Below are 26,607 nucleotides of genomic sequence, written 5' to 3'. Positions count from 1 at the left end.
GCGCTCCGTTCAGGCCGCAGAATCCCCGTCAGCGGGTGGCGGAACCTGCTTCGCCAGCTCGATGTTCTCACGGGTCAAACGGTCGTTCTCAGCGCGGAGCGCGGAGAGAGTCCCGTTCGTCTGCTTGTCGATCTTCTCGATCTTCTCGCCCTGCTTGCCAAGCGCGTAGAACGTGCCTCCCGCAGAGGCCGCGATGCCGAGAACGGTGATGAGGAGGTTCGTGAACGTGGCGGTTGCCTCGGGGCGGATCACGACGAGCACGGCGCTGCCGAGGAGTCCGACCCCGGCGAGTGCCGCGAAGGTCACGAACATAACGGTCTTGTTCACTTTGGGCGATGTCCTTTGCATTAGATGGCGGTGCGCCAGGCCGAACCGTTGGAGATCAGCAGCTCGGGGACTTTCCACGTCGAGCCGTCCGAGACGTAGAGGGGCACCGGCAGCCACACGCCGTTCAGCGACACGTACGCCCCCGAGGCGGTCATGTCATTCACGACTGCCGACCACGGCCCCCAGCCGACGCCGTTGTGGCCGCGAGAGCGGAAGTAGTAGCGAGTCGCGGGTGTCAGGTCAGCGAAGGTCGTCGTGCCACCGCTGCTGAGCGTCTGGACGCCCTGCGTGAACCCCGCGTCTCGGGCTACCTGCGCCTGCCATGCGTCGATGCCGGAGCCGTTCGCCGTCGTCCCACTGAACCGATAGCGGATCGACGTGGGGCCGATCTCGTCGAGCCCGAGGGGCACCGGGGCACCCGGCACCCACGGCGAGTACACGCTGCCATACGACCAGCCGTTGATCGTGCCGTACTGGAGCAGCATCGACAGGTCGATGTTCCGCTCGCCGCTCATGGGCACGTTGATGTCCCACGGCCCGCTGCGCCATCGGAGCTGACCGGCGCTGTACCCTCCCGGCAGGAACGGGTTACCGCTCACCCTGCCGAACTCTCCGCCGCCGATGTAGCCGACCTGCGCGCCCGCTCCGAGGTAGCGCGAGGACGTGCTGCCCGATCCGCCGTTGGCCGCGCGCAGGTAGCAGCGCACGGTCGTATACCCGGCGTCCGGGTTGTAGCCGATGACGTCGGCCTCCAGCCAAAACGACGTCGCAGGTGAGGAGTAGCTGACCCCAATCCGGTCGGTCATCGTCAGGGGGTCTTGATCCAGATGCGACCGTTGGCGTGAGCGGGCGCGCTCGACTGCACGTACAGGTCAACCGCCGTCGTACGCACGCCGTCGCGGTTGGTCGCGCCCGTGCCGCCACGGTTAACCGGACGAGTCTCCAGCTTCACCGACGCGGCGAGGTCGCGCGTTTCGGTGATCTCGTCCGCGCCGTCCTTCACCAAATCGGTGTTCGGGTTCACGGTCGTCCAGCCAGCAGCGAGGGTCTGGTCTCCAAGTGCCATGTTCAGGCGTCCTTCCACTTGAGGGTCGGGTTCACTGCCGACCACGTTTCGCCGGGGTTCCACGCTGCCCACGAGCCGGGGAGCGTGTCCGTCAGCCCTCGGGTGTCCAACTCCATCCGGCCATCGGAAAGGCCGAAGGTCACGCTGCGGACCTTGCCGGTCTGCGTCAGGGTGCCGGGGAGGTTGATCGTCGCGTCCTGCCCGGGGCGGGCCAGCACGTCGATCAGCGCGACCACGCCCTGCGTGCGCCCGCGCCCGGTAAGCGAGTTGAGAATGTAGGCCGCCGCACCGGGGCCGGGATATTCGCTCTCGCGCTCGACCAGCACGGCCTTCTCGTCGGTGCCAGCGACGTCGAACATTTCCCGCTGTACGCCGTCCGCGTCGGTCCAGCGGAAGCGCACCACAACGCCCGTCGCCCACTGACCCGCCCAGCTCTCAGTGTTCCGGTCGATGGTGTCTTCGCCTTGGATGGCATTGTGGCCCGACTGCACGACGACGTAACCGGGCACCTCGTAGGTTGCCGGGTCGATCAGCCGCCAGTTGCGTAGCTCGTCACAGAACAGGCGGAGCCCCGCGGCCTCGACGAGCGGGCTCAGGAAGTCGTAAAGGGACTGACCGGGCTTCCAATCGAACAGCTCGGGCGGGCGGGGGACGAACGCGCGGCGACTGCTGGAGGACAGGTGAGGCGTGCCGGTCCATTGGTAGGCGTAGCGCGCCGGAGTGACGACAGTGCCGCCGTCGAAGTACGTCGTGTCCACGGTGCCCTCGGTGATGACCACGCCCGTGATGTCGAAAGTCTGCCCGGCCAAGTAGGTACCCGAGGCGAGGTAGCAGTACACGCCCGCGCGGATCGCGCCGGGGTGGGCCTGGAACACGAACGTCAGGCGGTGCCAGGTGTTTGCCGTCGTCGTGAACGCGGGGCCGTTCAGGTTGCTCCCGACGAGGGCGTTCGCCGCGTTGCGCTGCTGCACGCTCAGCCGGACCGACTTCGAGACGGACGTGCGGACGTATGCCGAGACGCGGTAGAGCTGCTTCTCTCGAACGGGAACGTTCAGCGTGCCGCCCAGAATCGAGCCGTCGTCCCCGCCGTTGAAGTACGCGCCGCCCGTCGATCCGGCGTTCATTGTCACGCGCACCGCCGAGGCGATGCCAGTGCCGTCCGGGAACGCGCCCGTCGCGAGCCGCGAGGCGGAGCCGCCAGAGGCCAGCCAGCCGGAAAGGTCGGTCCCCGCGGTCGGGTTCGTCTGGAGGTTCGTCGCGTCCCACGCAGCCGTCATGTCAGCGTCGAGCGTTCCCGGCAGTAGGGACGTCCCGAGTTTGCCCAGCGCCCAGTTGCACACCGCCCGCAGGCTCGCCTCATGCTTGCGGGGCGTGTCGTCCACGGTTGTCGCCAGACGCAGCTTGTCGAACAGCAGTGCCTCGTCCGAGGCCAGGTCGAGCGTCACGGTTCCGGCCTTGTGGTCGACGGTACGACTGCGCAGCCCCAGGTCGAAGTCACGGAAGGCGCCGGTCAGCTCCTCGGAGACCAGCAGCGGCACGCGCTGCGGCTGCCGCGGGTCGATGCGCTCCAGCAGAGCAAGCTCAGTCAGCGGCACCTCGACGGTTGCCCGCGCGTATGGGGCGTGGTTCTCGTCGAGTGTCAGGCGCCCGCCGCTGACCGGCAGGGGAGCGTATGGCGAGGTGAGGTCGGGGACGTTCCACACCATCGCGACGTCGTCGAAGTAGAGCGTGCCGCGGACGGTGACGCCGAGGCTGAACGCCTGAGCGGTCGCCGCCGCCGTGTACGTGGCCTCGACGCTCTGCCAGAACGGCGAGGACTCGGGGCGCATCTTCGCGCGCACCGTGTAGCTCTGCCCGATGCTCAGACCCTCGAAGGCACGGGCGATCTCCACCCCGCCATCCGAGAACACGGTGAGCGCCTTGCTGCCGTCGATCCCGGCCCCGTTCGTGACGCTGATCGCGGACCCGGACACCCACCCGTCGAGACCCTGAACGAGCGTGTAGGCGCTGCCGATCAGGCGAATGTCATCCCAGTGAGTCGCGCCCGCGCTCGTCAGCGTGCGCGTCATGGTCGGCGAGGAGGCGACGAAGCTCTGGAACGCCACTCCCCAGGAGGTGCCGTTGTAGCGGTAGCCCTCCAGTCGGTAGGTGCGACCGACGACGAGGCCAGTGAACGTGCGCGTAGCGGTCGTCCCCTGGAACGCTCGCGTCCCGGTACGTCGAGGCGTGGCGACGTTTGTGCCGCCGGTCCAGCCGTCGAGGCCGTCGTTCGTGCCCGCGGCATAGGTCTCGAATCCGAAGGCGTACACGACGTCGTTGGCCGGGTAGTTCGTCTCCTGGTAGTCCTCGAACCCGTAGGAGTACACGGCCTGCTCGTGGCCGGGCTCCACAAGGTAGGGCGGGTCGACGGGGCCGATTGCGGCGAGCACTTCCGGCTTCACGAATGCGGTGCTCACAGCTCGACCTCCTGGTAACCGACCGAAAGCACCCAGCGCATGCGCGTGCCCTCGTCCAGCGCGAGGTCGATCGCACCGTCCGTGACGTAGGCCATGTTCACCGAGGCACGGTCGCTGTCCGAGAGGGTGAACGTCGTTTCCCGGCTGTGCTTCGTGAGGGCGTCGAACGCGGTGAGCTCGTCCAGGAAGAACAGCTCCAACCGTCCCGAGCGCGGGCGCGGGCGGATGAGCGTCACCGCGACGCCGCCGCCGATGAGGTCGTGGACGATGTTCTGCGATTCCCGAGCAGTCTGGTAGCCGAGCACCAGCGCGGGAGACACCGTCTGCCCGCTGCCGTCGTTCACGACGATCAGGGATGCCATGTCAGTACACGCCCTTTCCGAAGACCGGCCCAGCCACCCGGGCCTCGACGTTGATGACGCGGCGGCGACCGACGAACGCGTTCATCTCGCGCTCTGCCCCGGACGTGTCGAGGTTCACGGAAGCGTTCCCGTCCGGGATGCCCGCGATGTTGGCGGCGGCTTCACGGGCGAGGCGCAGCGCCTCACCTGTCGACAGGTTGAGGGTGATCTGCTCGCCGTTCAGGTCGTCGATTACACCGTCCGTGTCGCCCTTGAACTTCGACACGTCAGTGGTTGCCTGTCCCGTGTCCGCGTTGATGAGCACCTGCGTGTTGTCCGGCAGGGTCAGCAGCTTGTTCCCCAGCTCGTCAACCTCCAGCGACGCCTTCCCCGCGTCGCCGACCATGCCCAGCAGCGCGTCGGAGTATTCGCGAGCGGTCTGCGCGGCCTTGTCGTTGTTGTCCGAATACGTCCCGAGGGCGCGGCCAGCATCGTCGAGCGCCTTCTGCTGGTCGGCGAGCGCGGCGGCCTCCTGCTCGGTCAGCAGCTTGCCCTCCTCGCGCTTGTCATTCAGCACGCCGTTCTTCTGCGCCAACACCTCCTGTGCGGCGGCGAGAGCGTTCGTGTCGCCCGCAAGAATGCGCGCCGCCTCGGGGAGGCTGACGCCGAGAACTTCGACTAGCTTCTCCGCTTCGGTGCGCTGCTCGGGCGTCGTGAGGACTTCACTGACCCGAGCGGCCAGGGTGACGGTGTCGAGGACGGTCGTACCGGCGTCGATGTACGCCTGCGCGAGGCTGCTCGCGCGCTCCTCTAGACGCTTGCGCTCCTCCTCGATGTTCTGGAAGGCACCGATGATGAGGCCGAGACCAGCAGCGCCCGCGGCGGTCGCAGCCAGGCCGGGGATGCCGCCCAGTGCGCCGCTTCCGGCGAGACCACCGAGAGTGTCCTGTGCGATCTGCGGGAGGTCTTCGAGGTCACCGCGGAAGCTGGAGAACGTCTCGCCGAGGTTCTGACGCAGCTCGTCACCGACCTCCGACGTGCTGTCGCCGAACCGTCGCACGTCGTCCGAGGCATCGTCCATGCCCCGCTTGATGTCCCGGCCAGCGTCGTCCCCGGCTTCCCCGAGCCGCTTGGCATCCTTGACGGCGTCTCGGAACTTGTCGCCGAGGTCGTCCACGGCGCGTTCAGCCTGATCTGCTCCGCGCTTCGTGTCCCGCGCCATGTCGTCGAGCGCGTCGGCGACGTCGTCCAGCGCCTCCTCAACATCTTCAGTCGCCCGGATGACGTCGCGGGCATCCGCGGTCATCGGAATCTTGATCTCTTTGCCAGCCATGCCATCACCTCCGTTCGAGGGCTTCGTGAATCGTGCGGACGGTCGTTTGCACCCACAGCGCGACCAGCCGCGGGATCAGGTCTTCAGCGGTCGGCCAGACGACGCGGCCACCCTTGCGACGCCATCCGAGCTGACGGGCGGTGTGGCGGGTCATCCTGTACCGGGTGCCCTTCGGGCTCCGCGAGGTGTAGGTCTTGACCTGCTGTCGGTCGCCTCCGAACTCCACCGGGCGGGTGAGGTCTTTCAGCTTCCCGACCGCACCCGAACGCAGGACCACGTTCGTGTCGCGAACCTGCACCCGCGCGGTCTTGACGAGCACCTTCCGGTCGAGCTTTGAGGACGCCCGCTGCTCCAAGCCCTTCTCCCACTCGGGTTGAACGACTCGCTTCGTCTGACCGCGGAGCTGAGCCTGGAGCGTCCGGCCAAGGCTCGCGATGGCGAGGACTGCGGCGCGCAGCTCCCGGCTATCGCGAGCACTGACCTGGATGGGCATGGGCTTACGGCGTCGAGCTGCCAGCGGGGACGAGCTGCGGCTTGCCCTTGCAACCGACCGTCACCGAAGCGGTGGCGTAGGCGTTGACCGTGCCGCCGATGGCTCCCGGGGTGACGATGATCGTCACGGCGAAGGACGGGCCGCTGCCGCTGCGAGGCTTGAACACCACGTCGATCTCCTGGCCTTCGTGGTCGTAGAGGTAGCGGGCGAGCGAGTCCGGCGTCTCCCAGTCCTGGGCGTAGGCCAGCGTGCCCGTCCAGGTGGCCGTGGAGGCGTCGGTGTGCGAGCTGGCCGGGGTGAGTCCCTGCCAGGTCTGGATCGAGCTGGAAGGGTCGAACTGGACCTGCGAGACGTGGGCCTCGTAGTTGTCGTCCTCGACGGTGAGCAGGACGTCCTTCAGGACGAACGGCTTGACGGCGATCTGAGCCATGATGGGTGCCTCCTCAGGCGGTGGTCGTGACGGTGAGTTGGATGCTCCAGGCCGGGTACTGGGGCTGGTCGGCGGGGTATGCGCCGCGTTCCGCTTCCACGAACTCCAGAGCAGCGATGTCCTGGAGGATCGGCAGGAGGGTTTCCAGGCGCTCGTCGAGGCGGTCGTCCATGACCTCCGCGCTCTGCGATGGGTCGACGAGGGCAAGGGTGATGGTGTGGACGTGTGAGCCCGCGAGGGGGCCGGGCGCGACGCGAGTGTGCTGGAGCAGCACGGTTGGCTTGGCGACGGTGCCCAGGGTCTTGTCGCGGTCGTAGAACAGCCAGCCGGAGGGCAGGGCGGGCTTGATGAGCGCGGACAGGTCGCTGCGGACGCTCACCGGTCAGCCCACCCGGGGACGACCGGTTGCGGGACGCAGGAGCGCCTTCACATGCCAGTCGAGAGGTCGGGGCTGAATGGCGAACGTCTCGCCGCCGTACTCGCCCTGTGGTGCCGTCTGCTGCGCGTTCCACAGATTGCGAACCTGCATGAGCTGAGCGAGCCGGTACCGGTCGGGAATCGACGCGAACGACGAGCCCGGGTCGGAGCTGACGCCGTAGCTCAGGCGAATCTCGCCCTGGTGGATGGCGATCAGCCACACCGCACCATCCGGGTAGACCGTGAAGACCAGGCCATCCACGGTGGCGGTAGCGACCGTCCCGGGCCGGAACGCTACGGGGATGGTGTCCGCGGGCAGCGTCAGGTCGGAGACGCCTTCGCTGGTCACGGTGACGTCTACCCACCCATTGCGGCGGGCCAGGTGGACGCGGTACACGCCGCCTGGTGCGACCACGGCCAGCTCCTGAGCGTTGGTGAGAAGGGCGGGCGCGTAGGCCACGACGGCATCCTGAGCAGCCGTGAGGAGCTGCGTCAGGAGGTCGTCGCCGATCTGCTCGGCGTCCTCCCACTCAGCCCGGACGCTGTCCAGGGTGTGCCACGTAGTCATCGTGCGCCCGCCCTTCGGCTCACGCGCCAGCGCCCGCGACGGTGACGACGCGGATGGCCTTGGCGTTGTTGGTGAGAACGGCCCAGTAGGCGAACACGGCGGGGTCGATAGCGCCGTGGTGGGGGTCGATGCCCTCGACACGGATGGGAGCCTCGCCACCCAGCTCGTAGAACGTGAGCGCCTCGCGCGCTCCCACGTAGACCTTGCCCGCACCGCGCGTGCCGCCCGGGATGATCTTGAACCCGTTGTTTTCCAGCGTGCCGTCCTCGAAGCCGAACGACGCGTTGAGGAAGGCGAACGTGTCGTCCTTGCCGGTCAGAATGATGTCGCGCCACAGCGCCGGGTCCACGACCGCGAACGACGGCGAGTTCTCAGTGTCGATGACGTCGAGCGCGCCGTCCACGATGGCGGCGAGACCCGAGGCGATGCCGGAAGGCACGCTGCCCGCCGTGGTGGCGGTCGCGGCGGAGGTGATCGCGGCCAGCGCCTTCGCGTCGGTCTTGCGCGCGACGGACTCCGTCATGCGGTCGAAGTACGACGCGATGACGCCCTGGTCGTTGAAGTCGATGAATCGACGGTCGAGCTTGTGTCCACCGGCCAGACGCTGCGCGTCCATGCTGATCTGCTCGGTGTCGACGGCGTTGGAGGGAACCTCGGTGACGTTGCCTGCGTAGTCGCCCACCTCGGGCTCCTTGCCCTCGACCCACTGCCAGCCCACGGCGCGGTACGACGTGAGGGCCGCGTGACCGAGGAGGGGAACGAAACGCCGCTGGTACTTCCGGCGACGCCACAGCTCGCCGAGGTAGGCGGGCTGCTGCGTGTCGGCACCGATGCTGACCGAAGACGGCCCCGAGTGCTGAATGTTGGCGATGGCGAACATCGCGTCGCCGCCCGCGTAGGGCTTCAGAGCCTCCGGGCTGCCGCCCTTGGCTGCGCCCACCGCAGCGAACAGGCCCGCCGCGGTCGTCTCGTCCTTCTTGGGTGCTGCCGGGGCGTTCAGGCCGACCGGCACCGTGGCAGGAGCTGCCTGGTTCATGTCTTCGTCCTTCGTGTCGGCCTCGGGCTCGGAGCCTTCGGCGGTGGCCTCAGCAGCGGGTGCCGCCTCGGAGTTGGTGAGTGCGTCCACCGCGGCCTGAGCGGCGGCGAGCGCTGCCTGTGCGTCGGTGAGTTCGTCCGTCGCCTCCTGCACCTCGTCGAGGGCTGCGAACAGGGCGGCGGACTGGAACGCGCCGGTCGGCACGACGGCCACGCCACGCAGGAGCGAGCTGACGGCGTTGGCACCACGACGCACGAGCGAGCGGAGTTCGGCGCTCAGGCGCGGCTTCGGCTGGTTGGGGTCGGCGGCGCGGGCCAGGAGGGCGTCACCCTCGGGCGTCTTCGCGATCTCGAATTCGGCGACGATGCCCGCCTCCGTCTCCTCCAGGGAAACGGCACGGCCCCGCGCCTCGGGGATGAGGTTGTCCTCCGCGGGGTGGCCGTCGCTCAGGCTGACCACGGACGGGTCGGCGGGAAGGGTGACGGTGCCCGCGCTGAACATCACGGGCTCGGTCCCGGAGACGGATGCGCTCGACATCTCGCCGTACGGCAGCACCAATCCCTTGATGCGGCGTGCGGCGACGTCTACGGCGAACAGCGCTTCGGTCATGGTCAGTCACTCCTCGGTTCAGTGACGGCGGGCTGCTGCGCGCCGACTAGCGGCGAGCGGTTGAAGCGGATGACGCGGCCAGCCGGGGACACGTCGTCGAGGGACAGGCGGGCCTCGATGGGGCTCATCCACGCCGGGAGGGCGTACATGGCGAACTCATTGGCCTTCCCCTCTGCGGTCGAGTACGTGAGGGTCGCGGTCGCCATAGAGCCGTCGAGTAGCGAGGCGGGGAGCCCGGTGAGGCGGGCGATGTCGAGCACCGCAGCGTTGCGCGCCTCGACGAACATGTCAGCCTTAACGTCGCCGTGGACACGCAGCTCGATGTTGGAGGGAGTGAAGCCGGTGCCGCCGTTCTTTCGAGCCTCCTCCCAGTCGCTCGTCAGACGTCGAATCTCGTTCTCTTCGTCCTCGTCGTCGCCGTCCGTCAGCGGGTCGTCGGTCGTCTGATGAAGCTCGGCGAGAGGGATGGGCGACTCCGCCCGCTTGATCCAAGCCCGCTCCAGGCTGCGGAACCCCTTGATGGTCTGCGCGCCAGTGGCGAGAATCCCACCCGAGCCGTTGCCGGGGAACACGATCACCTCGTGGGCGCTGACCTGCTGCCCGTCCACGTAGACCGCGCCGGTAGCGTCGTCGATGCTCCAGCGCTCGAACGGGAGGCGGACGGCGCTCGTGATGGGGGAGTCCGGCCCGCCTGCGCGCTCGACGACCCACAGCGACCAGTCGTAGAACAGGAGGTCGTCGACGGTCATAGCCATGCGATGCCACGGCGAGATACCCGCTGACCCGCTGACCAGCCAGGCGGGGGTCGTCTCCTGGCTCGCGTCCCACTCCTGGAGCTGGAGCGAGGCGATGGTCCCCACGAGGATGTCCCGTGCGCGCTTCAGTGGCGGGATCGACAGTGCGGCCTCTCGGGTCAGCTCGCCGATCTCTCCGGCGTAGAACTCCGACCAGACGAGGCGCGACATCTGCGACGTGGTGCCCGCGAGAGGGGACACCAGTGGGAGGCCCGCGCTCATGCGTTCGATTGCGCGGGTGTCCTTCTTCAGCCGGTCCAGGAGTCCCACGCAGAGATGTTCAGCCCGACTTATCGAATCCCCGAGCGCTACGATCTGGGCATGGCACTAGTGGTTGTGAGCGACGGCAACTTCACCGCGCGAATCGACGTTCCCGAGGTCGCGGACGAGATCGAATGGAATGATCGGCGCTGGCTTCGCAGGGGTGACTACCGGCCTTCACGGTCTGGCGTCGTCGGCCCTGACGGGCAGCTGCCGAACCTTCCCGACGACTTGCCGCACTACGTTCCCGCCGAGACGTCCTGAGTGTCCTTCCGCCGCCAGTAGTGGAGGTTGGTGGTCGCCTGAGTCGAGCCAGGGTGCGCCCGCCGCTCATGGTCGCGGGCAGCCTCCCACGCCTCCACGCGAGTCCACCTCCACGCGTGCCAGTGAGGGCACTCCCGGCAGCTCATGGCCGCGCCCGTGTCCGCCGTGTAGTCCATTGAGATGCGAGCGCTCACGATGCGTTGACCGCCCCGCGTGCGCGGCTCTTCGGCTTGTTCGTGTCGAAGAAATGGAGGCCCAGCGCCCACGCCTCGACGGGCGTGATGTTGTCGTCAAGCCGCTTCGGGTCACGCCCGAACAGCCACCCGCTGCCCTGACCGGCGCGACGCTTGACCGTCTTGTGCACGGCCTCGGTGAGCACAAGCTGATCGCGCCAGTGCACGACGTTCTCACGTTCGACCTCGTCGACCAGACGGGAGGCGGCGACCTTCGCGTGGGTGAAGTCGCGCGGCTCCAGGCGGGGGCGCGTCTTCTGCTGGTTCAGCTTCTCGACGATGACGAGGTTCGCCTGATTCTTGTTGTCGAACACGATGGGAACGCGGTACCGGCGAGCAAGCCTCAGCAGCGCAGCCGGTGACTTGTCGATGCCGGGAAGGTCGTCCAGCAGCAACCCAACCGCCCGGCCCTCGTCGTCACGCCACGAGGCCACGATGGACGTGCACAGCCCGTCCGGGTGCGCCGCGAAGCTGAGCACCCAGCGGGGCGGGAAGGCGGGGGTGCCCGGGGCTGGGAGGGTGCCGTCCACGCCCGTGCGCGCCCACTTCAGCGGGTCGAACAAGGTGATCGCTGCCCCGTCCTCGCCGAAGATGCCCAGGTACTCACGAATGAACACGTCACGCGGCATGAGCAGGTAGGAGCGGTGCACAGCCTCCAGCGGGGTCAGGTTGCCCGGCTGGACACCGGGATGGTGCAGCTCGATCAGCTCGCGCACTCGCCCCTCAGGGTTCTCCGCGGTCGGCTCCCATGACGCCAGCTCCTCATCGGTGGTGGTGTCCGGTGCGGCGTACCGCAACACAGCAGCGCCCAGCGCGTTGTCGGTCAGCATGCGGTGCAGCAGGTTCCCCTCGCCGCGTCGCTTGCCCGCGGTGCCCGACACGACCAGAGCGCCACCTGTCGTGTCGAACGTCGGCGGGATCGCCGCGAGGAGGTCTTCCGTCATGGCGTCGTCCGCCTCGCCCCCCTCGTCCACCAGAACGTCGTCATACGCCGAGGAGCGGAAGCTGGAGCCGATAGGCGGGTGCACCGCGTACACCGAACGGTTCGGGAACTCGATGCGCTCGCCGCCACCCGCCTTGTGAATCTTCACGGGACGCGCAGACGGGTCCGGCCACCGCGCCTCAATCGGGTCGACGATCTCCTCACGGAACTTCTCCCGAGCCTTCAGACCCGTCGTCGCCAGCGTGAACGCGGAGTTACGGCGGGGGCGCACCGCGCACCGGCCCAGGTGAACCGCGAGGATGCTGGAAGTCTTCGTCGAACGGCGCGGCTCCAGGATCGCGTTCAGCGGGTTCCCGGCGTTCATCACGTCCGCGACGAGGAGCTGCTGAGGCTTCGCCGTCCTGCCCCCCTCCCGATGCTCGACCAGCCCCAGCATCGTCGCGCCGACCAGGAACTCCAACCGCGTCTGCCACGTCGTCGCCAGCTCCGTGACATCGTCAGGAGTCAACACCGAGTCACGCAGCTCCACCCACGCCGCCTCCTCCAACAGCGGATGCCCCACCAACTCCGGGAACGTCTCCGCGATCTCCGGCACGTCTGTGAAAGAACGCACTCTGTGAGCCGAAGCGGGGGTACTGGTGGTCTGACTCAAAGAACTCATGGCTGCGTCTCCTCGATGACGGACAGCACGACCTTGCGGCCGGCGATCATGCTTGCGATGGCGCGGTGTCGTCCATCGGTGATGCGGTAGTTGTTGCCTTCGGGTCGGACGGTGATGGGCTGGGCGTGTTCGTTGGTGCCTCGGTACATGTAGGTGAGTGAGGCGATGACGAGGTAGTTGCATCCGGCCACGACGGGCTCGGGCCACAGCAGGTGGTCGAGGGGGATGAGGGTGGGGTTCACCATGTGGGGAGTCCTCTGGTTGCTCGGGTGGTGCCGTTGGTTTTGGTCGCGCCGAGTCGTCCTCCTGCGCGTCGGTTCTCGCCTCGGTGTTCGGGTCCGAGGTTGGTGAGGTCGTGTGTGCCGCCGCGGGACGCGTCGATGCGGTGGCCGATGTCGAAGCGTTGTTCGGGTGTGATCTCGCGTCCGCAGCGTTGACACCAGACGGGTCGTCCTGCGGCGTGGTCTGCGCGGGCGCGGGCGCGGATGGTGGCGGCGTTGCGCCGGTAGGTGGGGTCGCTGTGTGTGGCGGTCATGACGCGGTCGCGCTGGCTACGGGGGTGCCCCCCGAGCCCCCCAACACAGGGGTGTTGTTGTGGAGTGCGGTGAGTTCTCGTCCGGGTGTGCGTCGCGTAGACGGGTGTGTCTTGGTGGGTTCGCGTTCTGAACGCGCGCGCGCGAGGCGGTCCGGGTAGGGGAGGGGGGTCAACTTGGCAGGTCTACCGGCCAAGTTCGGGGTCAACTTGGCAGGTGTACCGGCCAAGTTCTCGCCCACGTCGGAAACGCACTTGGCAGGTGTACCGGCCAAGTTGTTGGCAGGTGTACCGGCCAAGTTGGGCGCATCCCACCGCCCCCTCACCCGGTACTCGGCACGCCGTCCCTGAGCGTTGTCGAACTCGACAGCTCCCGCGTCCCGCAGTCGGGCGAGGGCGTCACGGGCGCTGGACCGGGACACCCCCGCGAGGCTTGCGAGGTCGTCCTGCGTGTGGTCCTTCACCACGCCCTCAGGGTTGGCGAGGACGAGCAGCACCAGCAGCAGCCGCATGCCCGCCTCCCCGACCTTCGGCATGTCCGCGAGGTCGGAGAGGACGGCGTCCCGGGGGAGCCTCACGTCGACACCTGAGGGGTCGCGAACGTCTCGACGCCGCACCAGTGGGAGCCGGTCGCGATGTGCACCCACTCGTACCCCTTCACCTGGATCGTGGTCTCGCAGTGGAGGCAGGTGAAAGCACGCTTTCGTGCCTCGGCGTTCTTCTGCTGAATCGCGTCCCGGGCCTGGCGGAAGTCGGCGAGCGAGGAGCGGGCCACCTTGGCGAACGTTGCCCACCCGTTCGTCGCCGACTGGAGGGCTTCGAGGTCGGAGCGCCGGTACAGCCACCAGGTGTTCGTCCGCTGGTCGTAGCGACGCTGAGCGGACGGCACGCGGGTCTTGATCGCCTGCACCATGCGAGGCGCGTACTCGAAGGTCAGGCCGTAGCCCTCTGACGGGTGGCGGGCCACGTTCACCGTCAGCTTGCTCACGGCAGCACCCCCGACACTCCGAAGCTGATCGCCAGGACGGCGAGGAAGACCGCGGCGGTGGTCATGGCTTCCCGAAACGCGTTCATCGGGCACCATCCGAGAGGAGGGCGCTCAGGCGTGCGATCTGCGAGGCGCTGAGCGGGGGAGCGCTCGCGAGGTTCTTCTGGATGGCCGCCTGAATGTTCGCGGCGGCGAGGTCAGCGCGGGCCTGGGCGATACCCGCGGCGTCGGCGGGACGCTTGGACGTGATCCCTGCAAGGCGCGTGCTCGCACTGCGCGGGGTGGGGATGGAGCTGGACATGGAAACGGTCCCTCTTGAGCAGTTCCACCCGCTCGCTTCGAGGGGTGGTCCTGGTCCAAGGGGACCGTGTTCAGCGTGTGAAGTTCAGTGGCTCGATGCTAACGCACAACGCGCGTTGACTGCAACACGAATGTCTGCCTGACCTGGACTTTATGGTGCAACGGTTGCCCTATGAGCGCCACGCGACGCGAACGGACTCGGGGTCAAACGTGCGGACACCGCGCCCGGGAGGCATGACGTCGACAGTCATGAGGGTGTCGATGACCTGGCGGCGACGCGCGACCGGCAGAGCCAGGTAGGCCTCTCCTGAGGTCAGGCCGCCCAGAACTCGGGCGCGCCCCGAATCGGCCAGGCGAACCTCCAATGCGGCGATCTGCTCGTTCAGTCGCTCGGTCGCGGCCCGCACCTGGTCGGCGGTGAGGTTGCCATCCGCGAACTCCACTCCCAACGCCTCCCGCCGCACGCGCAGCGCCTCCAGCTTCGACCGGTCCTCCGGGGATGCCTCGGCGGAGTGAGCGAGGTTGGCCGCGTCAGGCAAGTCCAGGCGTCCAGCCACCAGCGCGTCGATGTACTGCTCCACGGGCTCCGCCATCCTCGCCACATGCCCCAAAGCTGAACGGCAACGGTAGGCACGCACCCCCGGGCGAGCGTTTCCGCCAGCGTGGAGCGAAGACCCGCAGACCCCGCAACGCGCCACACCCGTCAGGAGGCTCTGAGCACGGGTCGTGCGTCCCCTCGCGCCCCCGATGATGGCTTGGGCCGCCTCCCAAGTGTCAACGTCCACGAGCGCGGGCCACACGGCCTCAGCCACAACCTCGCCGCGGTGTCGGACCTTGCCGACGTAGCGGGGGTTTCTGAGTACCGCTCGAACGGCGGTGCGCTCCCACGTCCCGCCCTGGCCGGTGGTGAAGCCGCGAGACGTCCAGTCCCGAGCGATGGCGGACAGCGTCTCGCCCGCGATGTAGGCGCGGTACCCGTCGCGGATGGCGGCAGCCTCGTCCTCGCGTACCGTCGTGCCATCCTCATCGAACCCAAACGGTCGGCGGCCACCAACCCAGTGCCCCGCCCGTGCACGGGCCTCGTTCGCTCGACACTGCCGTTCGGACTTGCGATGCACCTCGAACCTCGCGATTGCCGCGAGCATCGTGGCCCGGAACTCACCGTCCGCCGTGGAGAGGTCGATTTCCCCATCCACCGTGACGACCTTCTTGCCGCTGTCGATCAGCACGGACAGGTCGCGCACGTCCCGCAGGAGCCTATCGAGGTCAACCGCCACGACGACATCGACGTCAGAGGCGAGCATTTGGCTCCAGCCGGTCGTCGTCCCACGTCGTTTGCTCGCGCTCACGTCGTTGTCCGTGAACTCGTCGACCAGCTTCCACCCTCGCGCCTTGATGAGCATCCTGGTGCGCTGTCGCTGCCTCTCGATGCCCTCGGCGTTGTCGACGGATTGACGTAGGTAGGTGGCTGCCCGCATGGCGCAATAGTACCTCTGCCATTTGCGGGTCCACCATTTGGCCTGGACCATGGCCGACCTCGCCGGTGTGGAACGGCCGCGCCAGGACGATGTGGGTCGAGCGCTCCTGCTCAAACAGGGAGCAGCGCGGTGAACGGCGTGCGGGTGTTCTCGGCAGAGGCACGGTCGGCGGCCCGCGCGCTGCGCCCCGACGCGGCGTCGATCGACACCATCGTCGCTCGCGCGGCCTGGTCGGTGATCGCAGAACCCGGTGACGGGACGGCGGGAGCGCTGATCCGTGACCTCGGTCCGGTGGAAGCCCTGCTCTGCGCGCTCGACCGGCGCGGGGGCGAGCCGAACCCCTCCCTGCAGGAGGCATCGGCCCAGACGGAGTGCGTGGCTCACGCTCGGGCGAGGTGGATGCCCCGCGCCGACCCGCGCGCGATCGTCCATGCGCTGGAGGGGGCGCGGCACGTGGACGCCCGCCTCGTGCTCCCTGAAGATCCCGGGTGGCCGACGATGCTCGACGATCTCGACGTCCACGCGCCCGCCGCGCTGTGGGTGCGCGGCCAGGAGGCGCTCCTGACGACGAAGAGGCGGGTCTCCATCGTGGGAGCCCGCGCGTCGACGCCCTACGGGGAACACCTCGCCGCAGAGCTGGCGGGCGATCTCGCGCACACCGGCACGGTGGTCGTCTCGGGCGGGGCGTACGGCATCGACGGTGCCGCGCATCGCGCCGCCCTTCGGGTCGGCGGGCCCACTGTCGCACTGCTCGCCGGGGGAGTGGACCGCGCGTACCCGGCCGGGCACCAGGGGCTGCTCGCCGAGATCGCCGCTCACGGTGCCGTGGTCAGCGAGGTGCCGTGCGGAGTCGCGCCGACCAAGTGGCGATTCCTCGCGCGCAACAGGCTGATCGCTGCATTGGGCGACGCGACGGTGGTGGTCGAGGCGGGCTGGCGCAGCGGGTCGCTCAACACGGCCGGGCACGCGGCGTCTCTGGGCAGGCCGCTCGGGGCCGTGCCAGGGCCGGTGACGTCCGCGGCCTCCGCAGGGTGCCACAGGTTGTTGCGCGAGTACGACGCCCGGTGTGTGACGACGGCCCAGGAGGTGCGCGAGCTGTGGGGAGAGATCCCGGCGAGCGAACCGCGGTCCCCGGCCCCGGATCCCGATCGCACGCGTCTGCTCGACGCGCTCAGCTCGCGTTCCTCGCTTCCGGTGCATGAGCTCGCCCGTCGGTCCGGTCTGGCTATCACGCGCGTCCAGGCGCTCCTCGGGATGCTCGATCTGGAAGGAGCGGTGCGACGGGCGGACGGCGGGTGGCGCCGGGCGGCGCGTTGAGGCTCGAGCCGGCACGCGGCGCGGCATCATGGTCGAGTGGAACTGACGGAGGCTGCCGAGGCGTTCGCGACGCACCTGTCTCGTGTGCGCCGGCTGTCGCCCGCGACCGTGCGCGCCTACCGTTCCGATCTGCGCGATCTGGCCGAGAGCGTCGCCGACCCCGATCTCGAGGCCATCGACCTCGACGCGCTGCGCGACTGGTTGTGGCGGGCCACGCAGCGGGGGGACGCACGGTCGACTCTGGCGCGACGTGCTGCCGCGGTGCGTTCGTTCTTCGCGTGGGCCCGTGAGCAGGAGATCGTGAGCGCCGACCCGAGTCTCCGGCTGGTGGCGCCGAAGCGCGGCCGCAGCCTGCCGACGGTCGCCTCCCGCGACGCGATGGAGGGACTCCTGGAGGAGCACCGGAGACGCGCCGTCGATGGTGACGCCGTCGCACTGCGCGACCACGCGATCCTCGAGATCCTCTATGCCGCGGGCATCCGCGTCTCCGAGCTGTGCGGGCTCGACATCGACGACGTCGACTTCGATCGCCGCACGGCTCGCGTGCTCGGCAAGGGGGCGAAGGAACGCGTCGTGCCGTTCGGCGGCCCGGCTGCCGAGGCGCTCGGTGCGTACCTGCGCCGCGGGAGACCCGTGCTCTCGTCGAGGTCATCCTCGCCGTCGCCCGCCCTCTTCCTCGGTGTGCGGGGAGCGCGCCTGGGACCGCGCGCGGTGTACGAACTCGTGGCCGGCGCCCTCGGTCCCGTCATCGGATCGGAGCACGTGGGGCCGCACGCCCTCCGTCACACGGCGGCGACGCACCTGCTCGACGGGGGTGCCGATCTGCGCGCCGTGCAGGAGATCCTCGGCCACTCCAGCCTCGGTACGACGCAGATCTACACGCACGTCTCGTCGGAGCGCTTGGCGGCCACCTACCGTCTCGCACACCCGCGAGCCTGATGGCGCGCGCTCAGGGGGAACTGCAGCAGGGGAGGAGCACTGCGCGGGGCGCCCCACCGAACAACAGCATCGGATCGATGTAGGCGCCGTCCTGTCGCACCCCGAGGTGAAGAGCGCCCACCGGGGTGTGGCCGCCGTGCGCGAGTACGCCGATCGTCTGCCCTGCCCGTACCGCGTCTCCCGGCAGCAGGCTCGACTCCACCGGCTCCAGGGTCGAGACGAACCCCTCTGCGTGCTCGATCGTCAGGAGCGGCCGGTCGACCACTGTGCCCCGGAAGGCGACGACGCCGTCGGCCGGAGCGACGACAGGGCCACCGGTCGCAGCGAGGATGTCGATTCCCCGATGTCCGGCGCCGAAGGCGTGAGCCGGAGCTCGAAAGGGGGCGACGACGGTGCGCGGTCCCGAGGCCGGCCAGGTCCACCCCGGTGCGGACGGCGACGGTGCGGCGGACCCCGACGCCGGGCCGACTGCCGAGGAGGACGGCGCCGAAAGGGATGCGGACGCCGGCGCTGCCGGGGCCATGGTGGGCTCCACGCACGTTCCGATGGCGACGAGGACCAGCAGCAGGACGAAGCGACGGAGTGGGAGGGGCATCTGTCGGGCCGTCGCGGCAGGACGACCTCCGAAACGTGGGTTGTGTCGGTCCGTGGAGCTTGTCATGGGAGGATACTGCCCGTCCCGTGATCGCGATGGGCTCCGTCTGCGCGCCGCAGACGCGCTCGGGGACAACGGTGCCGAGTGCGCTCTCCGTGGAGGGCGGGTCCTGGCCACTCGCATCCTGTATGCTGGTCGAGCACCTCGAATCCGGGGTGACTACGCGTGCCCACAGCGACTTCGGTCGCGGCATCCACTCCCACAGGTCCCCTCGCGGGCGGGTGTGCGCCGGGCACCAGGAAGTCCGATCGCATGATCGGCGACAACCTCAACGGCGCTCGGCGCCAGAACAAGGAGACGACCATGGCTGTGGTCACCATCCGCCAGCTGCTCGACAGCGGCGTGCACTTCGGACACCAGACCCGTCGGTGGAACCCGAAGGTGAAGCGCTTCATCCTCACCGAGCGCAGCGGCATCCACATCATCGACCTGCAGCAGTCGCTGGGCTACATCGACAAGGCCTACGACTTCGTCAAGGAGACCGTGGCGCACGGCGGCACGATCCTCTTCGTCGGCACCAAGAAGCAGGCGCAGGAGATCCTCGCCGAGCAGGCGACCCGCGTGGGCCAGCCCTTCGTGAACCAGCGCTGGCTCGGTGGACTCCTCACGAACTTCTCGACGATCTCGAAGCGTCTCGCACGCATGAAGGAGCTCGAGGAGCTCGACTACGAGACCCCGGCCAACAGCGGCTTCACCAAGAAGGAGCTCCTGCTGAAGAAGCGCGAGCTCGACAAGCTGCACAAGTCGCTCGGCGGCATCCGCAACCTCACCAAGACGCCGTCCGCCCTGTGGGTCGTCGACGCCAAGCGCGAGCACCTCGCGATCGACGAGGCCAAGAAGCTCGGCATCCCGGTGATCGGCATCCTCGACACCAACGCGGACCCGGACGACTTCCAGTACCCGATCCCCGGCAACGACGACGCCATCCGCTCGGTCTCGCTGCTGACGCGCATCATCGCCGACGCCGCGGCCGAGGGCCTGCAGCAGAAGCACAACCCCGAGGCCGGCAACGTGGAGCCCCTGGCGGAGTGGGAGCGCGAGCTCCTCGAGACCCCCGCGGGCGAGACCACGGAGGCTGCGGCCGAGGCGCCCGCCGCCGAGGCTGAGGCCCCCGCCGCCGAGGCTGCTGACGCCGAGGCTCCGGCCGAGGCCGACGCCAAGTAATTCCGCGACCACCAACACATCACGAAGCAAGGAGCCACCACACATGGCCAACTTCACCATCGCCGACCTCAAGGCGCTGCGTGAGCAGCTCGGAACGGGAATGGTCGACACCAAGAAGGCGCTCGAGGAGGCCGACGGCGACGTCGAGAAGGCCACCGAGATCCTGCGCCTCAAGGGTGCGAAGGGCAACGCCAAGCGCGCTGACCGCTCGACCAGCGAGGGACTCGTCGTCGCTCGCGAGCAGGACGGCGCCGTGACGCTCGTCGAGCTCGCCTGCGAGACCGACTTCGTCGCGAAGAACGACCGCTTCATCGCGCTGGCCGACAAGGTCGCCGACGCCGTCGCGGCCGTCAAGGCCGACTCGGTCGAGGCGGCTCTGGCCGCGGACGCCTCGGGTCAGACCGTCGAGCAGCTGATCTCGGAAGAGGCAGCCATCATCGGCGAGAAGGTCGAGCTGCGTCGCGTCCGCACCGTGACCGGTGACGGCGTCGAGGTCTACCTGCACCGCACGAGCAAGGACCTGCCCCCGCAGATCGGCGTCGTCGTCGCCTACACCGGTGACGACGCGGCGACCGCTCGCAGCATCGCTCAGCACATCTCGTTCGCCAACCCGTCGTACCTGTCCCGCGAGGACGTCCCGGCGGCCGCGGTCGAGAAGGAGCGCGAGATCGTCACCGAGATCTCGCGCAACGAGGGCAAGCCGGAGGCGGCTCTGCCCAAGATCGTCGAGGGCCGTGTCGCCGCGTTCATCAAGCAGGTCGCCCTGCTCGAGCAGGACTACGCGAAGGACAACAAGCTCTCCGTCGCCCAGGTCGCGAAGGACGCCGGCATCTCGGTGACCGACTTCGCGCGCTTCAAGGTCGGCGCGTAACACCGTCGAAGGGGTTCGGATCGTGAGATCCGAACCCCTTCTTCATGCCCACGAGGCACTATCTTGAATCGGGATGAGAGGACACCACCCATGACCGAACGCACCGGACGCCGACGCGTCCTGCTCAAGCTCTCCGGCGAGGCCTTCGGCGCTGGCCAGCTCGGCGTCAACCCCGACGTCGTCAGCCAGATCGCTCGGGACATCGCCGCGGCGGTCGACGAGGTGGAGGTCGCCATCGTCGTGGGCGGCGGCAACTTCTTCCGCGGGGCCGAGCTCAGCCAGCGCGGCATGGATCGCGGTCGCGCCGACTACATGGGCATGCTCGGCACGGTCATGAACGCCCTCGCGCTGCAGGACTTCCTCGAGCAGGCGGGCGCCGCCACGCGAGTGCAGTCGGCCATCTCGATGACGCAGGTCGCCGAGCCGTACATCCCCCGGCGCGCGGAGCGTCACCTGGAGAAGGGGCGCGTCGTCATCTTCGGCGCCGGCGCGGGCCTGCCGTACTTCTCGACGGACACCGTCGCAGCGCAGCGCGCGCTCGAGATCGGCGCTCAGGAGGTTCTGGTCGCCAAGAACGGTGTGGACGCCATCTACACCGCCGACCCGAACAAGCACGCCGATGCGGAGCGCATCGATCGCGTCACCTACAGCGATGCGCTCCAGCGCGGGCTCAAGGTCGTCGACTCGACCGCCTTCAGCCTCTGCATGGACAATGACATGCACATGCGCGTGTTCGGCATGGAGCCTGCGGGCAACGTCACCCGCGCCCTCCGCGGCGAACCCATCGGCACGCTCGTCACGACCTGAGCGCGGCGCGCAGGTCACCGCCTGCCGCCCGATAGAATTCACAGAACACCCCGACGATAGGAGTCACCGTGATCGCGGACGTCCTCGCTGAAACCACCACCCGCATGAACCGGGCGGTCGAAGCTGCCAAGGAGGACTTCTCCACGGTGCGCACGGGTCGTGCGAACCCGCAGATGTTCCAGAAGGTGCTCGTCGACTACTACGGCACGCCGACGCCGATCGCGCAGCTCGCATCGCTCGCCAATCAGGAGGCGCGCACGCTCATCATCACGCCGTACGACAAGTCGGCGCTGAAGGCGATCGAGCAGGCCATCCGCGACATGCCGAACCTGGGGGCGAACCCCACCAACGACGGCAACCTCGTGCGGGTCACGATGCCCGAGCTCACGGCCGACCGGCGCAAGGAGTACGTGAAGCTGGTTAAGACCAAGGCCGAGGACGCGAAGGTGCACGTGCGCGGCATCCGTCGCAAGGCGAAGGACGACCTCGACGCGCTCAAGAGCGAGATCGGCGAGGACGAGATCGCCCGCGGCGAGAAGGAGCTCGATGCGCTGACGCGTCAGCACGTCGACCTCATCGACGACGCGCTCAAGCGCAAAGAGGCAGAGCTCCTCGAGGTGTAAGGACGGATGTCTGACTCCCGGGATGCTGAGGACGGCGCGTCGATGACGCGTCGCGAGGCACGGGCGAACCCTGCAGCCGAGGCCGCCGTGCCGCTCGGCGATGCGGCGTTCCCGGGTTTCGATGCGACATCGGTGCCCCCGCGTCCTCCACTGCCGTCCGAGACGGCAGCGGGCACGGCTCCGGCGCTGTCCACGGCCGACCACAGCGCCATCCGCGAGCAGTGGCGGGCGGCGCGAGACGAGTTCGGCACCCACGTCTCCCATGCCCGGGACCAGCTCGACCAGGCGAACGAGCGCATCAAGCAGCGCACGGGGCGCGACCTCGTCCTGGCGATCGTCATCGGACTCGCGTTCGGCGGCGCGCTGCTCGCGTCGCTGCTCTTCGTCAAGATCCTCTTCGTCCCGTTCGCTCTCGCCGCAGCCCTCCTCGGCGTCTGGGAATTGACGCGCGCCCTCCGGTCCTCCGGCCGCCGGGTGGATGTCGCGCCTCAGCTGGCGGCGGCGACGCTGCTCGTGCTCGCCGCCTACTTCGCCGAGCTCTGGCTGTACTGGGTCGCTCTGTTCCTCGCGGTCGCCTTCGTGATCGTCTGGCGCCTGATCGCCCAGATGGCCGCCCGGGACGGCCGCACGTACGGCGACGTCCTCGCGGATGCCGTCATCGGCGGCTTCGTGCAGGTCTACGTGCCGTTCCTCGCGGGGATCGCTCTCATCCTGCTCGACCAGGAGGGCGGGCAGTGGTGGGTGCTCTCCTTCATCGCCATCGCGGTCGCCGCGGACACGGGCGCCTACGCCGCGGGACTCGCGTTCGGGCGGCACCCCATGGCCCCTCGGATCAGCCCGAAGAAGACCTGGGAGGGTTTCGGAGGTGCGGTCGTCGCCTCGATCGGTGCCGGGGTGCTCCTCGCCCTCTATCTCCTGGAACTGCCGTGGTGGGGTGGGGTGATCCTCGGGGCGGCCGTTCTCGTGTCGGCGACACTGGGCGACCTCGGCGAGTCGATGCTCAAGCGCGACCTCGGCATCAAGGACATGAGCTCCTGGTTGCCGGGTCACGGAGGCCTTCTCGACCGCCTCGACAGCATCCTGCTCTCGACCGTCCCGGCCCTCGGCCTCTACTTCCTCCTCTCTCCCTGGGTGGTGCTGTGATGACAGAGACGACGACCGACGCCCGCGCTGCGGGCACCGCTCCCGCTTTCCCGGTGACGACCGGCCGCACGCTGGGGTACCACCGCGGTGCCGTGGACGCGTTCCTCGCGTCGGCGCGCGAGACCTTCGAGCACGGCGGCGAGCTCGCGGCGGACGACATCCGGATGGCGTCGTTCCCGCTCACCAAGGGCGGGTACGTCGTGCGCGATGTCGACGCGGCACTCGCGAGGGTGGAGGACGCCTTCGCGGCTCGGGAGCGCGACCGCGCGGTCCGCGCCGGTGGCGCCGCGGCCTGGGTGGAGCGTGCTCGCGACGAGGCGCAGATCATCCTCGACCACCTGGCCCGTCCACGTCGGCGGAAGTTCGCGCGCACGGGCATCCTCACCTTCGGCTACCGCGTGGACGAGGTCGATCACGTCGCATCCCGCATCGTGCGCTACCTGCGCGATGGGGAGCAGTTGTCGGCGGAGCAGCTGCGTTCCGCCGCGTTCCGCATGCAGCGCGGCGGGTACCGCGAAGAGCAGGTGGATGCCCTGCTGGATGCCACCGTCGACGTGATCCTCGCGGTGCGATGACGTATTCCCACCCGGATCCCAGCCACGCCCGCGTAGAGTGGAGGGCATCGTGAACACCCGTAACGACATCGACTCTGCACGCCCCGACGCTTCGCCGGTTCCGGCAGCGACGGTGACGGCCGCGCGCCGCGGCACGCCGCGCTGGTCCCGTCGACGGGGTGTCGCGTCGATCTTCGCATCGGTGGCTGTCGCGGGTCTGGCCGCCGCCATCGTCGCGCCCGCAGGGATCGCGCTGGCCGATCCGCCTCAGGAGGAGGCGCCGGACTCGCTCTACGCGGTCGCGCTCTCGGACACGCAGAACATCACGGTGAGCGGCGAGGGCGCCGAGATCGCGGCGACCACTCGGGGTTCGTTCGAGGTGTACGTGACCCCCAAACCGACCCCCACCCCGACGCCGGAGCCGGCGGCGAAGAGCTCGGGATCGGAGTCCGGCGGGAGCCGCCCGGCCGCCCCGTCGCCGCTGTACTACACCGGCGGTGGTGCACCGGCCGAGTGGATGGCCGCGGCCGGTATCGCCGAGTCCGACTGGGGGTACGTCGACTACATCGTCTCCCGCGAGAGCGGCTGGAACCCGAACGCGACGAACAAGTCGTCCGGAGCGTGTGGTCTCGTCCAGGCGCTGCCCTGCAGCAAGGTGCCGGGCAACGGCTACGACCCGGTCGACAACCTGCGATGGGCGACCGGATACGCCGTCGGGCGCTACGGAAGCTGGGCGGGAGCGCACAGCTTCTGGGTGAACAACCACTGGTGGTGAGCGAGCACGATGCCGCGCTCCCGCAGGCGTCCTCCTGCACGCCCCGACGCTGACGACTCCTTCGACCGTCTCCTGGCGGGGTGGAAGCGTACCGAGACGAGGCGCGGATCCGACTGGACCGTGCAGCCGGTCTCTGCGTCACAGGCGCAGAAGGAGTACATCTGCCCTGGGTGCGGACGGAGTATCGCTGTAGGCACCGCCCACCTGGTCGCCTGGCGAGCCGACGGCGTGCTCGGCGACGCGGCGGATCTCGCGGCGCGACGACATTGGCACACGCATTGCTGGAGGATGGCATGACGACGCTCGAGATTCGCGGACCGCTGGAACTCCCGGCTCGGCGGGAGGATATCGAGCTGCGCACCGCGGACGATCTGACGCTCGTGGGAGAGGTGGCGCTCCCGGAATCGGCGGATCCGGTCGCCACGCTGGTGACGCTGCATCCCCTCCCGACAGCCGGCGGCTTCATGGACTCGCACATCCTGCGGAAGGCGGCGGCACGGCTCCCCGCGCTCGCGGATCTCGCGGTGCTGCGGTTCAACACCCGGGGAACGACCTCGCCGCGGGGGACGAGCGAGGGGGCGTTCGACGGAGGAGCCGCCGAGCAGTTCGACGTGGCCGCCGCGATGGCGTTCGTAGAGGAACGCCGACTCCCGCGTCCCTGGCTGCTGGGATGGTCGTTCGGCACGGAGCTCGCGCTCAAGTACGGACGCGACCATCCGATCGAAGGGATCATTCTGCTCTCGCCGCCGCTGCATCGGGCGACCGAGGACGAGGTTGCGGCCTGGGCATCGACCGACCGCGAGGTCGTCATCCTGGTGCCCGAGCTCGACGACTACCTGCGCCCCGACGAGGCACGGGAGCGGTTCGCATCCATCCCTCAGGCGCACCTCATCGCCGTCGAAGGCGGCAAGCACCTCTGGGTGGGGGAGTCGCAGACCCGGCGGGTGCTCACCGAGATCGTCGCCGCCGTGAATCCCGACGCCCTCCCGCTGCCGACGGAATGGTCCGAGCCCGTCTGATCGCCTACAACTCGTTCATGCGGGGGATGAGCACCTGCCGGTAGAGGATCAGGATGCTCGCGGCGACGGGGATCGCGATGAGGGCGCCCAGGAGTCCGAGCAGGCTTCCTCCGGCCAGAGCGGCGACGACCACCACCGCCCCGGGGACGGACACGGCGCGGCTCATGATGCGCGGGGAGATCACGTAGGCCTCGATCTGCATGTAGATGAGATACCAGATACCGGCGGCGATCGCGGTCTGCGGTGAGCCGAGGCCCGGGATCAGGCAGATGAGCACGATTATCGTCGAACCCGTCAGGGTGCCCACGAGCGGGATGAGCGAGAAGAAGAAGGCGATGACCGCCAGGACCGCGGGGAAGGGCGCCCGGATGATGGAGAGGTAGACCGCGCTGAGCACGCCGTTGATGACACCCAGCGAGACCTGGCCCATGACGTAGTAGCCGACCGAGTCGGTGATCTGGTCGGCGAGGTCGATGAAGCGGTCCCGCTTGGACGCGGGTGCCAGCTGGTAGACCGCTCGTTTGAGAGAGGGCGTCGAGGCGGTGAGGTAGATGGTCAGGATGAGCACGATGAAAGCGCCGAAGAGCCCGGACAGGAGCGCGCCGCTCGCCGTGATGACCCCCTGACCGATGGTGCCGCCGATCTCGGCGAGGTTGGTGTCGAGCCAGTCGGCGATGTAGTCGAAGACGAGGTCGACGCGGAGGTTGGGGAACGCGTCCTCCATCCACGCCATGGTGTCTTCGAGCAGGGTGCCCCTCTGCACGATCGCCGTGATCTCCGAGACCAGCTGCGAGATCTGGTTGACCAGGACGGGGATGACGATCAGCACGATTCCGCCGAAGATCGCCAGGACTCCCAGGATCGTCACGAGCACCGCGAGCCAGCGGGGGAGACGACGGCGTTCGAGGAAGGAGACGAGGGGATCGAGGCCGAGGCTCAGGAACAGGGCCGTTCCGACGTACAGCAGAACGGTGGAGAGGCTCTCGAGACTGCTGATGAGCAGGATGCCGAGGCCGACGCCGAGGGTGGCCACGAGGGCGGTGCGGAACGGGTTGTGGATCTTCATCGCTGCTCCTGCTCGGGGGACCACGTCGACTCCGATGCTCCCATGGAGTGCGGTCTCCGGCCGGCCGCCTCTCCGTTCCCTGCGCTATGTGGGCAACACACAGGAGGTTTCGCTAACCTGGAATGTCGAGTGTTGCGTCGCCGG

The 26,607-nt window shown here is 68.8% G+C and carries 32 protein-coding genes; 12 read left to right on the top strand and 20 right to left on the bottom strand.

The window, feature by feature from the left end; all coding sequences use genetic code 11:
* Window positions 1-9 precede the first annotated feature (9 nt).
* The 12 genes from AC3A3J_RS10985 to AC3A3J_RS10930 are packed head-to-tail and all read right to left on the bottom strand — an operon-like array spanning window position 10 to window position 10,140.
* On the bottom strand, window positions 10-312 hold the full coding sequence (locus AC3A3J_RS10985; protein WP_487672305.1) for a hypothetical protein: 303 nt from the start codon (window positions 310-312) through the stop codon (window positions 10-12).
* 35 nt (window positions 313-347) lie between these two features.
* Window positions 348-1,133 (bottom strand): fibronectin type III domain-containing protein, encoded by a 786-nt coding sequence (locus tag AC3A3J_RS10980; protein WP_487672304.1) that lies wholly within the window; start codon window positions 1,131-1,133, stop codon window positions 348-350.
* Window positions 1,134-1,135: 2 nt separating this feature from the next.
* Window positions 1,136-1,393 (bottom strand): hypothetical protein, encoded by a 258-nt coding sequence (locus tag AC3A3J_RS10975; RefSeq protein WP_487672303.1) that lies wholly within the window; start codon window positions 1,391-1,393, stop codon window positions 1,136-1,138.
* A 2-nt stretch (window positions 1,394-1,395) separates the two neighbouring features.
* The gene (locus AC3A3J_RS10970; protein WP_487672302.1) at window positions 1,396-3,849 is read right to left on the bottom strand and encodes a hypothetical protein; all 2,454 of its coding nucleotides are present in this window, start codon (window positions 3,847-3,849) and stop codon (window positions 1,396-1,398) included.
* Window positions 3,846-4,211 (bottom strand): hypothetical protein, encoded by a 366-nt coding sequence (locus AC3A3J_RS10965; RefSeq protein WP_487672301.1) that lies wholly within the window; start codon window positions 4,209-4,211, stop codon window positions 3,846-3,848. The genes AC3A3J_RS10970 and AC3A3J_RS10965 overlap by 4 nt, the downstream gene beginning before the upstream one ends.
* Before the next feature lies 1 nt (window position 4,212).
* On the bottom strand, window positions 4,213-5,523 hold the full coding sequence (locus AC3A3J_RS10960) for a hypothetical protein (RefSeq protein ID WP_487672300.1): 1,311 nt from the start codon (window positions 5,521-5,523) through the stop codon (window positions 4,213-4,215).
* A 4-nt stretch (window positions 5,524-5,527) separates the two neighbouring features.
* Complete coding sequence (locus AC3A3J_RS10955; protein WP_487672299.1) at window positions 5,528-6,016, bottom strand: hypothetical protein; 489 nt, start codon at window positions 6,014-6,016, stop codon at window positions 5,528-5,530.
* 4 nt (window positions 6,017-6,020) lie between these two features.
* A complete protein-coding gene (locus AC3A3J_RS10950; protein ID WP_487672298.1) occupies window positions 6,021-6,446 on the bottom strand; it encodes a hypothetical protein in 426 nt (141 codons plus the stop codon).
* A gap of 13 nt (window positions 6,447-6,459) precedes the next feature.
* A complete protein-coding gene (locus AC3A3J_RS10945) occupies window positions 6,460-6,825 on the bottom strand; it encodes a hypothetical protein (RefSeq protein ID WP_487672297.1) in 366 nt (121 codons plus the stop codon).
* A gap of 3 nt (window positions 6,826-6,828) precedes the next feature.
* Window positions 6,829-7,431 (bottom strand): hypothetical protein, encoded by a 603-nt coding sequence (locus tag AC3A3J_RS10940; protein ID WP_487672296.1) that lies wholly within the window; start codon window positions 7,429-7,431, stop codon window positions 6,829-6,831.
* Between the two features lie 19 nt (window positions 7,432-7,450).
* Window positions 7,451-9,076, bottom strand: a complete 1,626-nt coding sequence (locus AC3A3J_RS10935) for a phage major capsid protein (protein WP_487672295.1) — start codon at window positions 9,074-9,076, stop codon at window positions 7,451-7,453.
* 2 nt (window positions 9,077-9,078) lie between these two features.
* On the bottom strand, window positions 9,079-10,140 hold the full coding sequence (locus tag AC3A3J_RS10930; RefSeq protein WP_487672294.1) for a phage portal protein: 1,062 nt from the start codon (window positions 10,138-10,140) through the stop codon (window positions 9,079-9,081).
* Between the two features lie 6 nt (window positions 10,141-10,146).
* Here AC3A3J_RS10930 and AC3A3J_RS10925 point away from each other — a divergent pair, with 6 nt between their 5' ends.
* Window positions 10,147-10,395 carry a hypothetical protein gene (locus AC3A3J_RS10925; protein WP_487672293.1) on the top strand — a complete coding sequence of 83 codons (249 nt, stop codon included), beginning with the start codon at window positions 10,147-10,149 and terminating at the stop codon, window positions 10,393-10,395.
* 190 nt (window positions 10,396-10,585) lie between these two features.
* Here AC3A3J_RS10925 and AC3A3J_RS10920 read toward each other — a convergent pair whose 3' ends face one another.
* From AC3A3J_RS10920 to AC3A3J_RS10895, 6 genes are all read right to left on the bottom strand, one after another.
* On the bottom strand, window positions 10,586-12,184 hold the full coding sequence (locus AC3A3J_RS10920; protein WP_487672292.1) for a hypothetical protein: 1,599 nt from the start codon (window positions 12,182-12,184) through the stop codon (window positions 10,586-10,588).
* Between the two features lie 44 nt (window positions 12,185-12,228).
* Entirely contained in the window at window positions 12,229-12,477 is a 249-nt protein-coding gene (locus tag AC3A3J_RS10915; RefSeq protein WP_487672291.1) for a hypothetical protein, read from the bottom strand.
* A complete protein-coding gene (locus tag AC3A3J_RS10910; protein ID WP_487672290.1) occupies window positions 12,471-12,767 on the bottom strand; it encodes an HNH endonuclease in 297 nt (98 codons plus the stop codon). The genes AC3A3J_RS10915 and AC3A3J_RS10910 overlap by 7 nt, the downstream gene beginning before the upstream one ends.
* A 571-nt stretch (window positions 12,768-13,338) precedes the next feature.
* A complete protein-coding gene (locus AC3A3J_RS10905) occupies window positions 13,339-13,752 on the bottom strand; it encodes a hypothetical protein (protein WP_487672289.1) in 414 nt (137 codons plus the stop codon).
* An 82-nt stretch (window positions 13,753-13,834) separates the two neighbouring features.
* Window positions 13,835-14,053, bottom strand: coding sequence for a hypothetical protein (locus AC3A3J_RS10900; protein WP_487672288.1), 219 nt, complete (start codon window positions 14,051-14,053; stop codon window positions 13,835-13,837).
* Between the two features lie 169 nt (window positions 14,054-14,222).
* On the bottom strand, window positions 14,223-15,530 hold the full coding sequence (locus AC3A3J_RS10895) for a recombinase family protein (protein ID WP_487672287.1): 1,308 nt from the start codon (window positions 15,528-15,530) through the stop codon (window positions 14,223-14,225).
* Window positions 15,531-15,659: 129 nt separating this feature from the next.
* On the opposite strand from AC3A3J_RS10895, the gene dprA reads away from it, so the two are divergent.
* Together dprA and AC3A3J_RS10885 are read left to right on the top strand one after the other, a co-directional pair.
* Entirely contained in the window at window positions 15,660-16,847 is a 1,188-nt protein-coding gene (dprA, locus tag AC3A3J_RS10890; protein WP_487672286.1) for a DNA-processing protein DprA, read from the top strand.
* A 36-nt stretch (window positions 16,848-16,883) separates the two neighbouring features.
* A complete protein-coding gene (locus AC3A3J_RS10885; protein WP_487672285.1) occupies window positions 16,884-17,786 on the top strand; it encodes a tyrosine recombinase XerC in 903 nt (300 codons plus the stop codon).
* A 10-nt stretch (window positions 17,787-17,796) separates the two neighbouring features.
* On the opposite strand, the gene AC3A3J_RS10880 is transcribed toward AC3A3J_RS10885, so the two are convergent.
* Window positions 17,797-18,381: a murein hydrolase activator EnvC family protein gene (locus tag AC3A3J_RS10880; protein ID WP_487672284.1), complete on the bottom strand. Its 585-nt coding sequence runs from the start codon at window positions 18,379-18,381 to the stop codon at window positions 17,797-17,799.
* A gap of 363 nt (window positions 18,382-18,744) precedes the next feature.
* Here AC3A3J_RS10880 and rpsB point away from each other — a divergent pair, with 363 nt between their 5' ends.
* The 9 genes from rpsB to AC3A3J_RS10835 all read left to right on the top strand — a co-directional run bounded on the left by rpsB (window position 18,745) and on the right by AC3A3J_RS10835 (window position 25,397).
* Window positions 18,745-19,605, top strand: a complete 861-nt coding sequence (gene rpsB / locus AC3A3J_RS10875) for a 30S ribosomal protein S2 (RefSeq protein ID WP_487672283.1) — start codon at window positions 18,745-18,747, stop codon at window positions 19,603-19,605.
* A 43-nt stretch (window positions 19,606-19,648) separates the two neighbouring features.
* Window positions 19,649-20,476 (top strand): translation elongation factor Ts, encoded by an 828-nt coding sequence (gene tsf / locus AC3A3J_RS10870; RefSeq protein WP_487672282.1) that lies wholly within the window; start codon window positions 19,649-19,651, stop codon window positions 20,474-20,476.
* A gap of 90 nt (window positions 20,477-20,566) precedes the next feature.
* Window positions 20,567-21,283 (top strand): UMP kinase, encoded by a 717-nt coding sequence (pyrH, locus tag AC3A3J_RS10865; RefSeq protein ID WP_314647261.1) that lies wholly within the window; start codon window positions 20,567-20,569, stop codon window positions 21,281-21,283.
* A 68-nt stretch (window positions 21,284-21,351) separates the two neighbouring features.
* Entirely contained in the window at window positions 21,352-21,906 is a 555-nt protein-coding gene (frr, locus tag AC3A3J_RS10860; RefSeq protein WP_314647263.1) for a ribosome recycling factor, read from the top strand.
* Window positions 21,907-21,912: 6 nt separating this feature from the next.
* Window positions 21,913-23,049 (top strand): phosphatidate cytidylyltransferase, encoded by a 1,137-nt coding sequence (locus AC3A3J_RS10855; RefSeq protein ID WP_487672281.1) that lies wholly within the window; start codon window positions 21,913-21,915, stop codon window positions 23,047-23,049.
* A complete protein-coding gene (locus AC3A3J_RS10850; RefSeq protein ID WP_487672280.1) occupies window positions 23,049-23,624 on the top strand; it encodes a DivIVA domain-containing protein in 576 nt (191 codons plus the stop codon). The genes AC3A3J_RS10855 and AC3A3J_RS10850 overlap by 1 nt, the downstream gene beginning before the upstream one ends.
* Before the next feature lie 49 nt (window positions 23,625-23,673).
* A complete protein-coding gene (locus AC3A3J_RS10845) occupies window positions 23,674-24,378 on the top strand; it encodes an aggregation-promoting factor C-terminal-like domain-containing protein (RefSeq protein ID WP_487672279.1) in 705 nt (234 codons plus the stop codon).
* 9 nt (window positions 24,379-24,387) lie between these two features.
* The gene (locus tag AC3A3J_RS10840) at window positions 24,388-24,675 is read left to right on the top strand and encodes a hypothetical protein (RefSeq protein WP_487672278.1); all 288 of its coding nucleotides are present in this window, start codon (window positions 24,388-24,390) and stop codon (window positions 24,673-24,675) included.
* Window positions 24,672-25,397 carry an alpha/beta hydrolase gene (locus AC3A3J_RS10835; RefSeq protein WP_487672277.1) on the top strand — a complete coding sequence of 242 codons (726 nt, stop codon included), beginning with the start codon at window positions 24,672-24,674 and terminating at the stop codon, window positions 25,395-25,397. Before AC3A3J_RS10840 ends, AC3A3J_RS10835 begins: the two co-directional genes overlap by 4 nt.
* A gap of 4 nt (window positions 25,398-25,401) precedes the next feature.
* Here the strand turns inward: AC3A3J_RS10835 and AC3A3J_RS10830 are convergent, their stop codons facing one another.
* Window positions 25,402-26,463: an AI-2E family transporter gene (locus AC3A3J_RS10830; protein ID WP_487672276.1), complete on the bottom strand. Its 1,062-nt coding sequence runs from the start codon at window positions 26,461-26,463 to the stop codon at window positions 25,402-25,404.
* Window positions 26,464-26,607 lie beyond the last annotated feature (144 nt).

Source organism: Microbacterium sp. Soil_N32 (genome assembly GCF_057655505.1).
The sequence above is the reverse complement of the archived record's forward strand: the minus strand, read 5'-3'. Positions and strand labels throughout refer to the sequence as shown.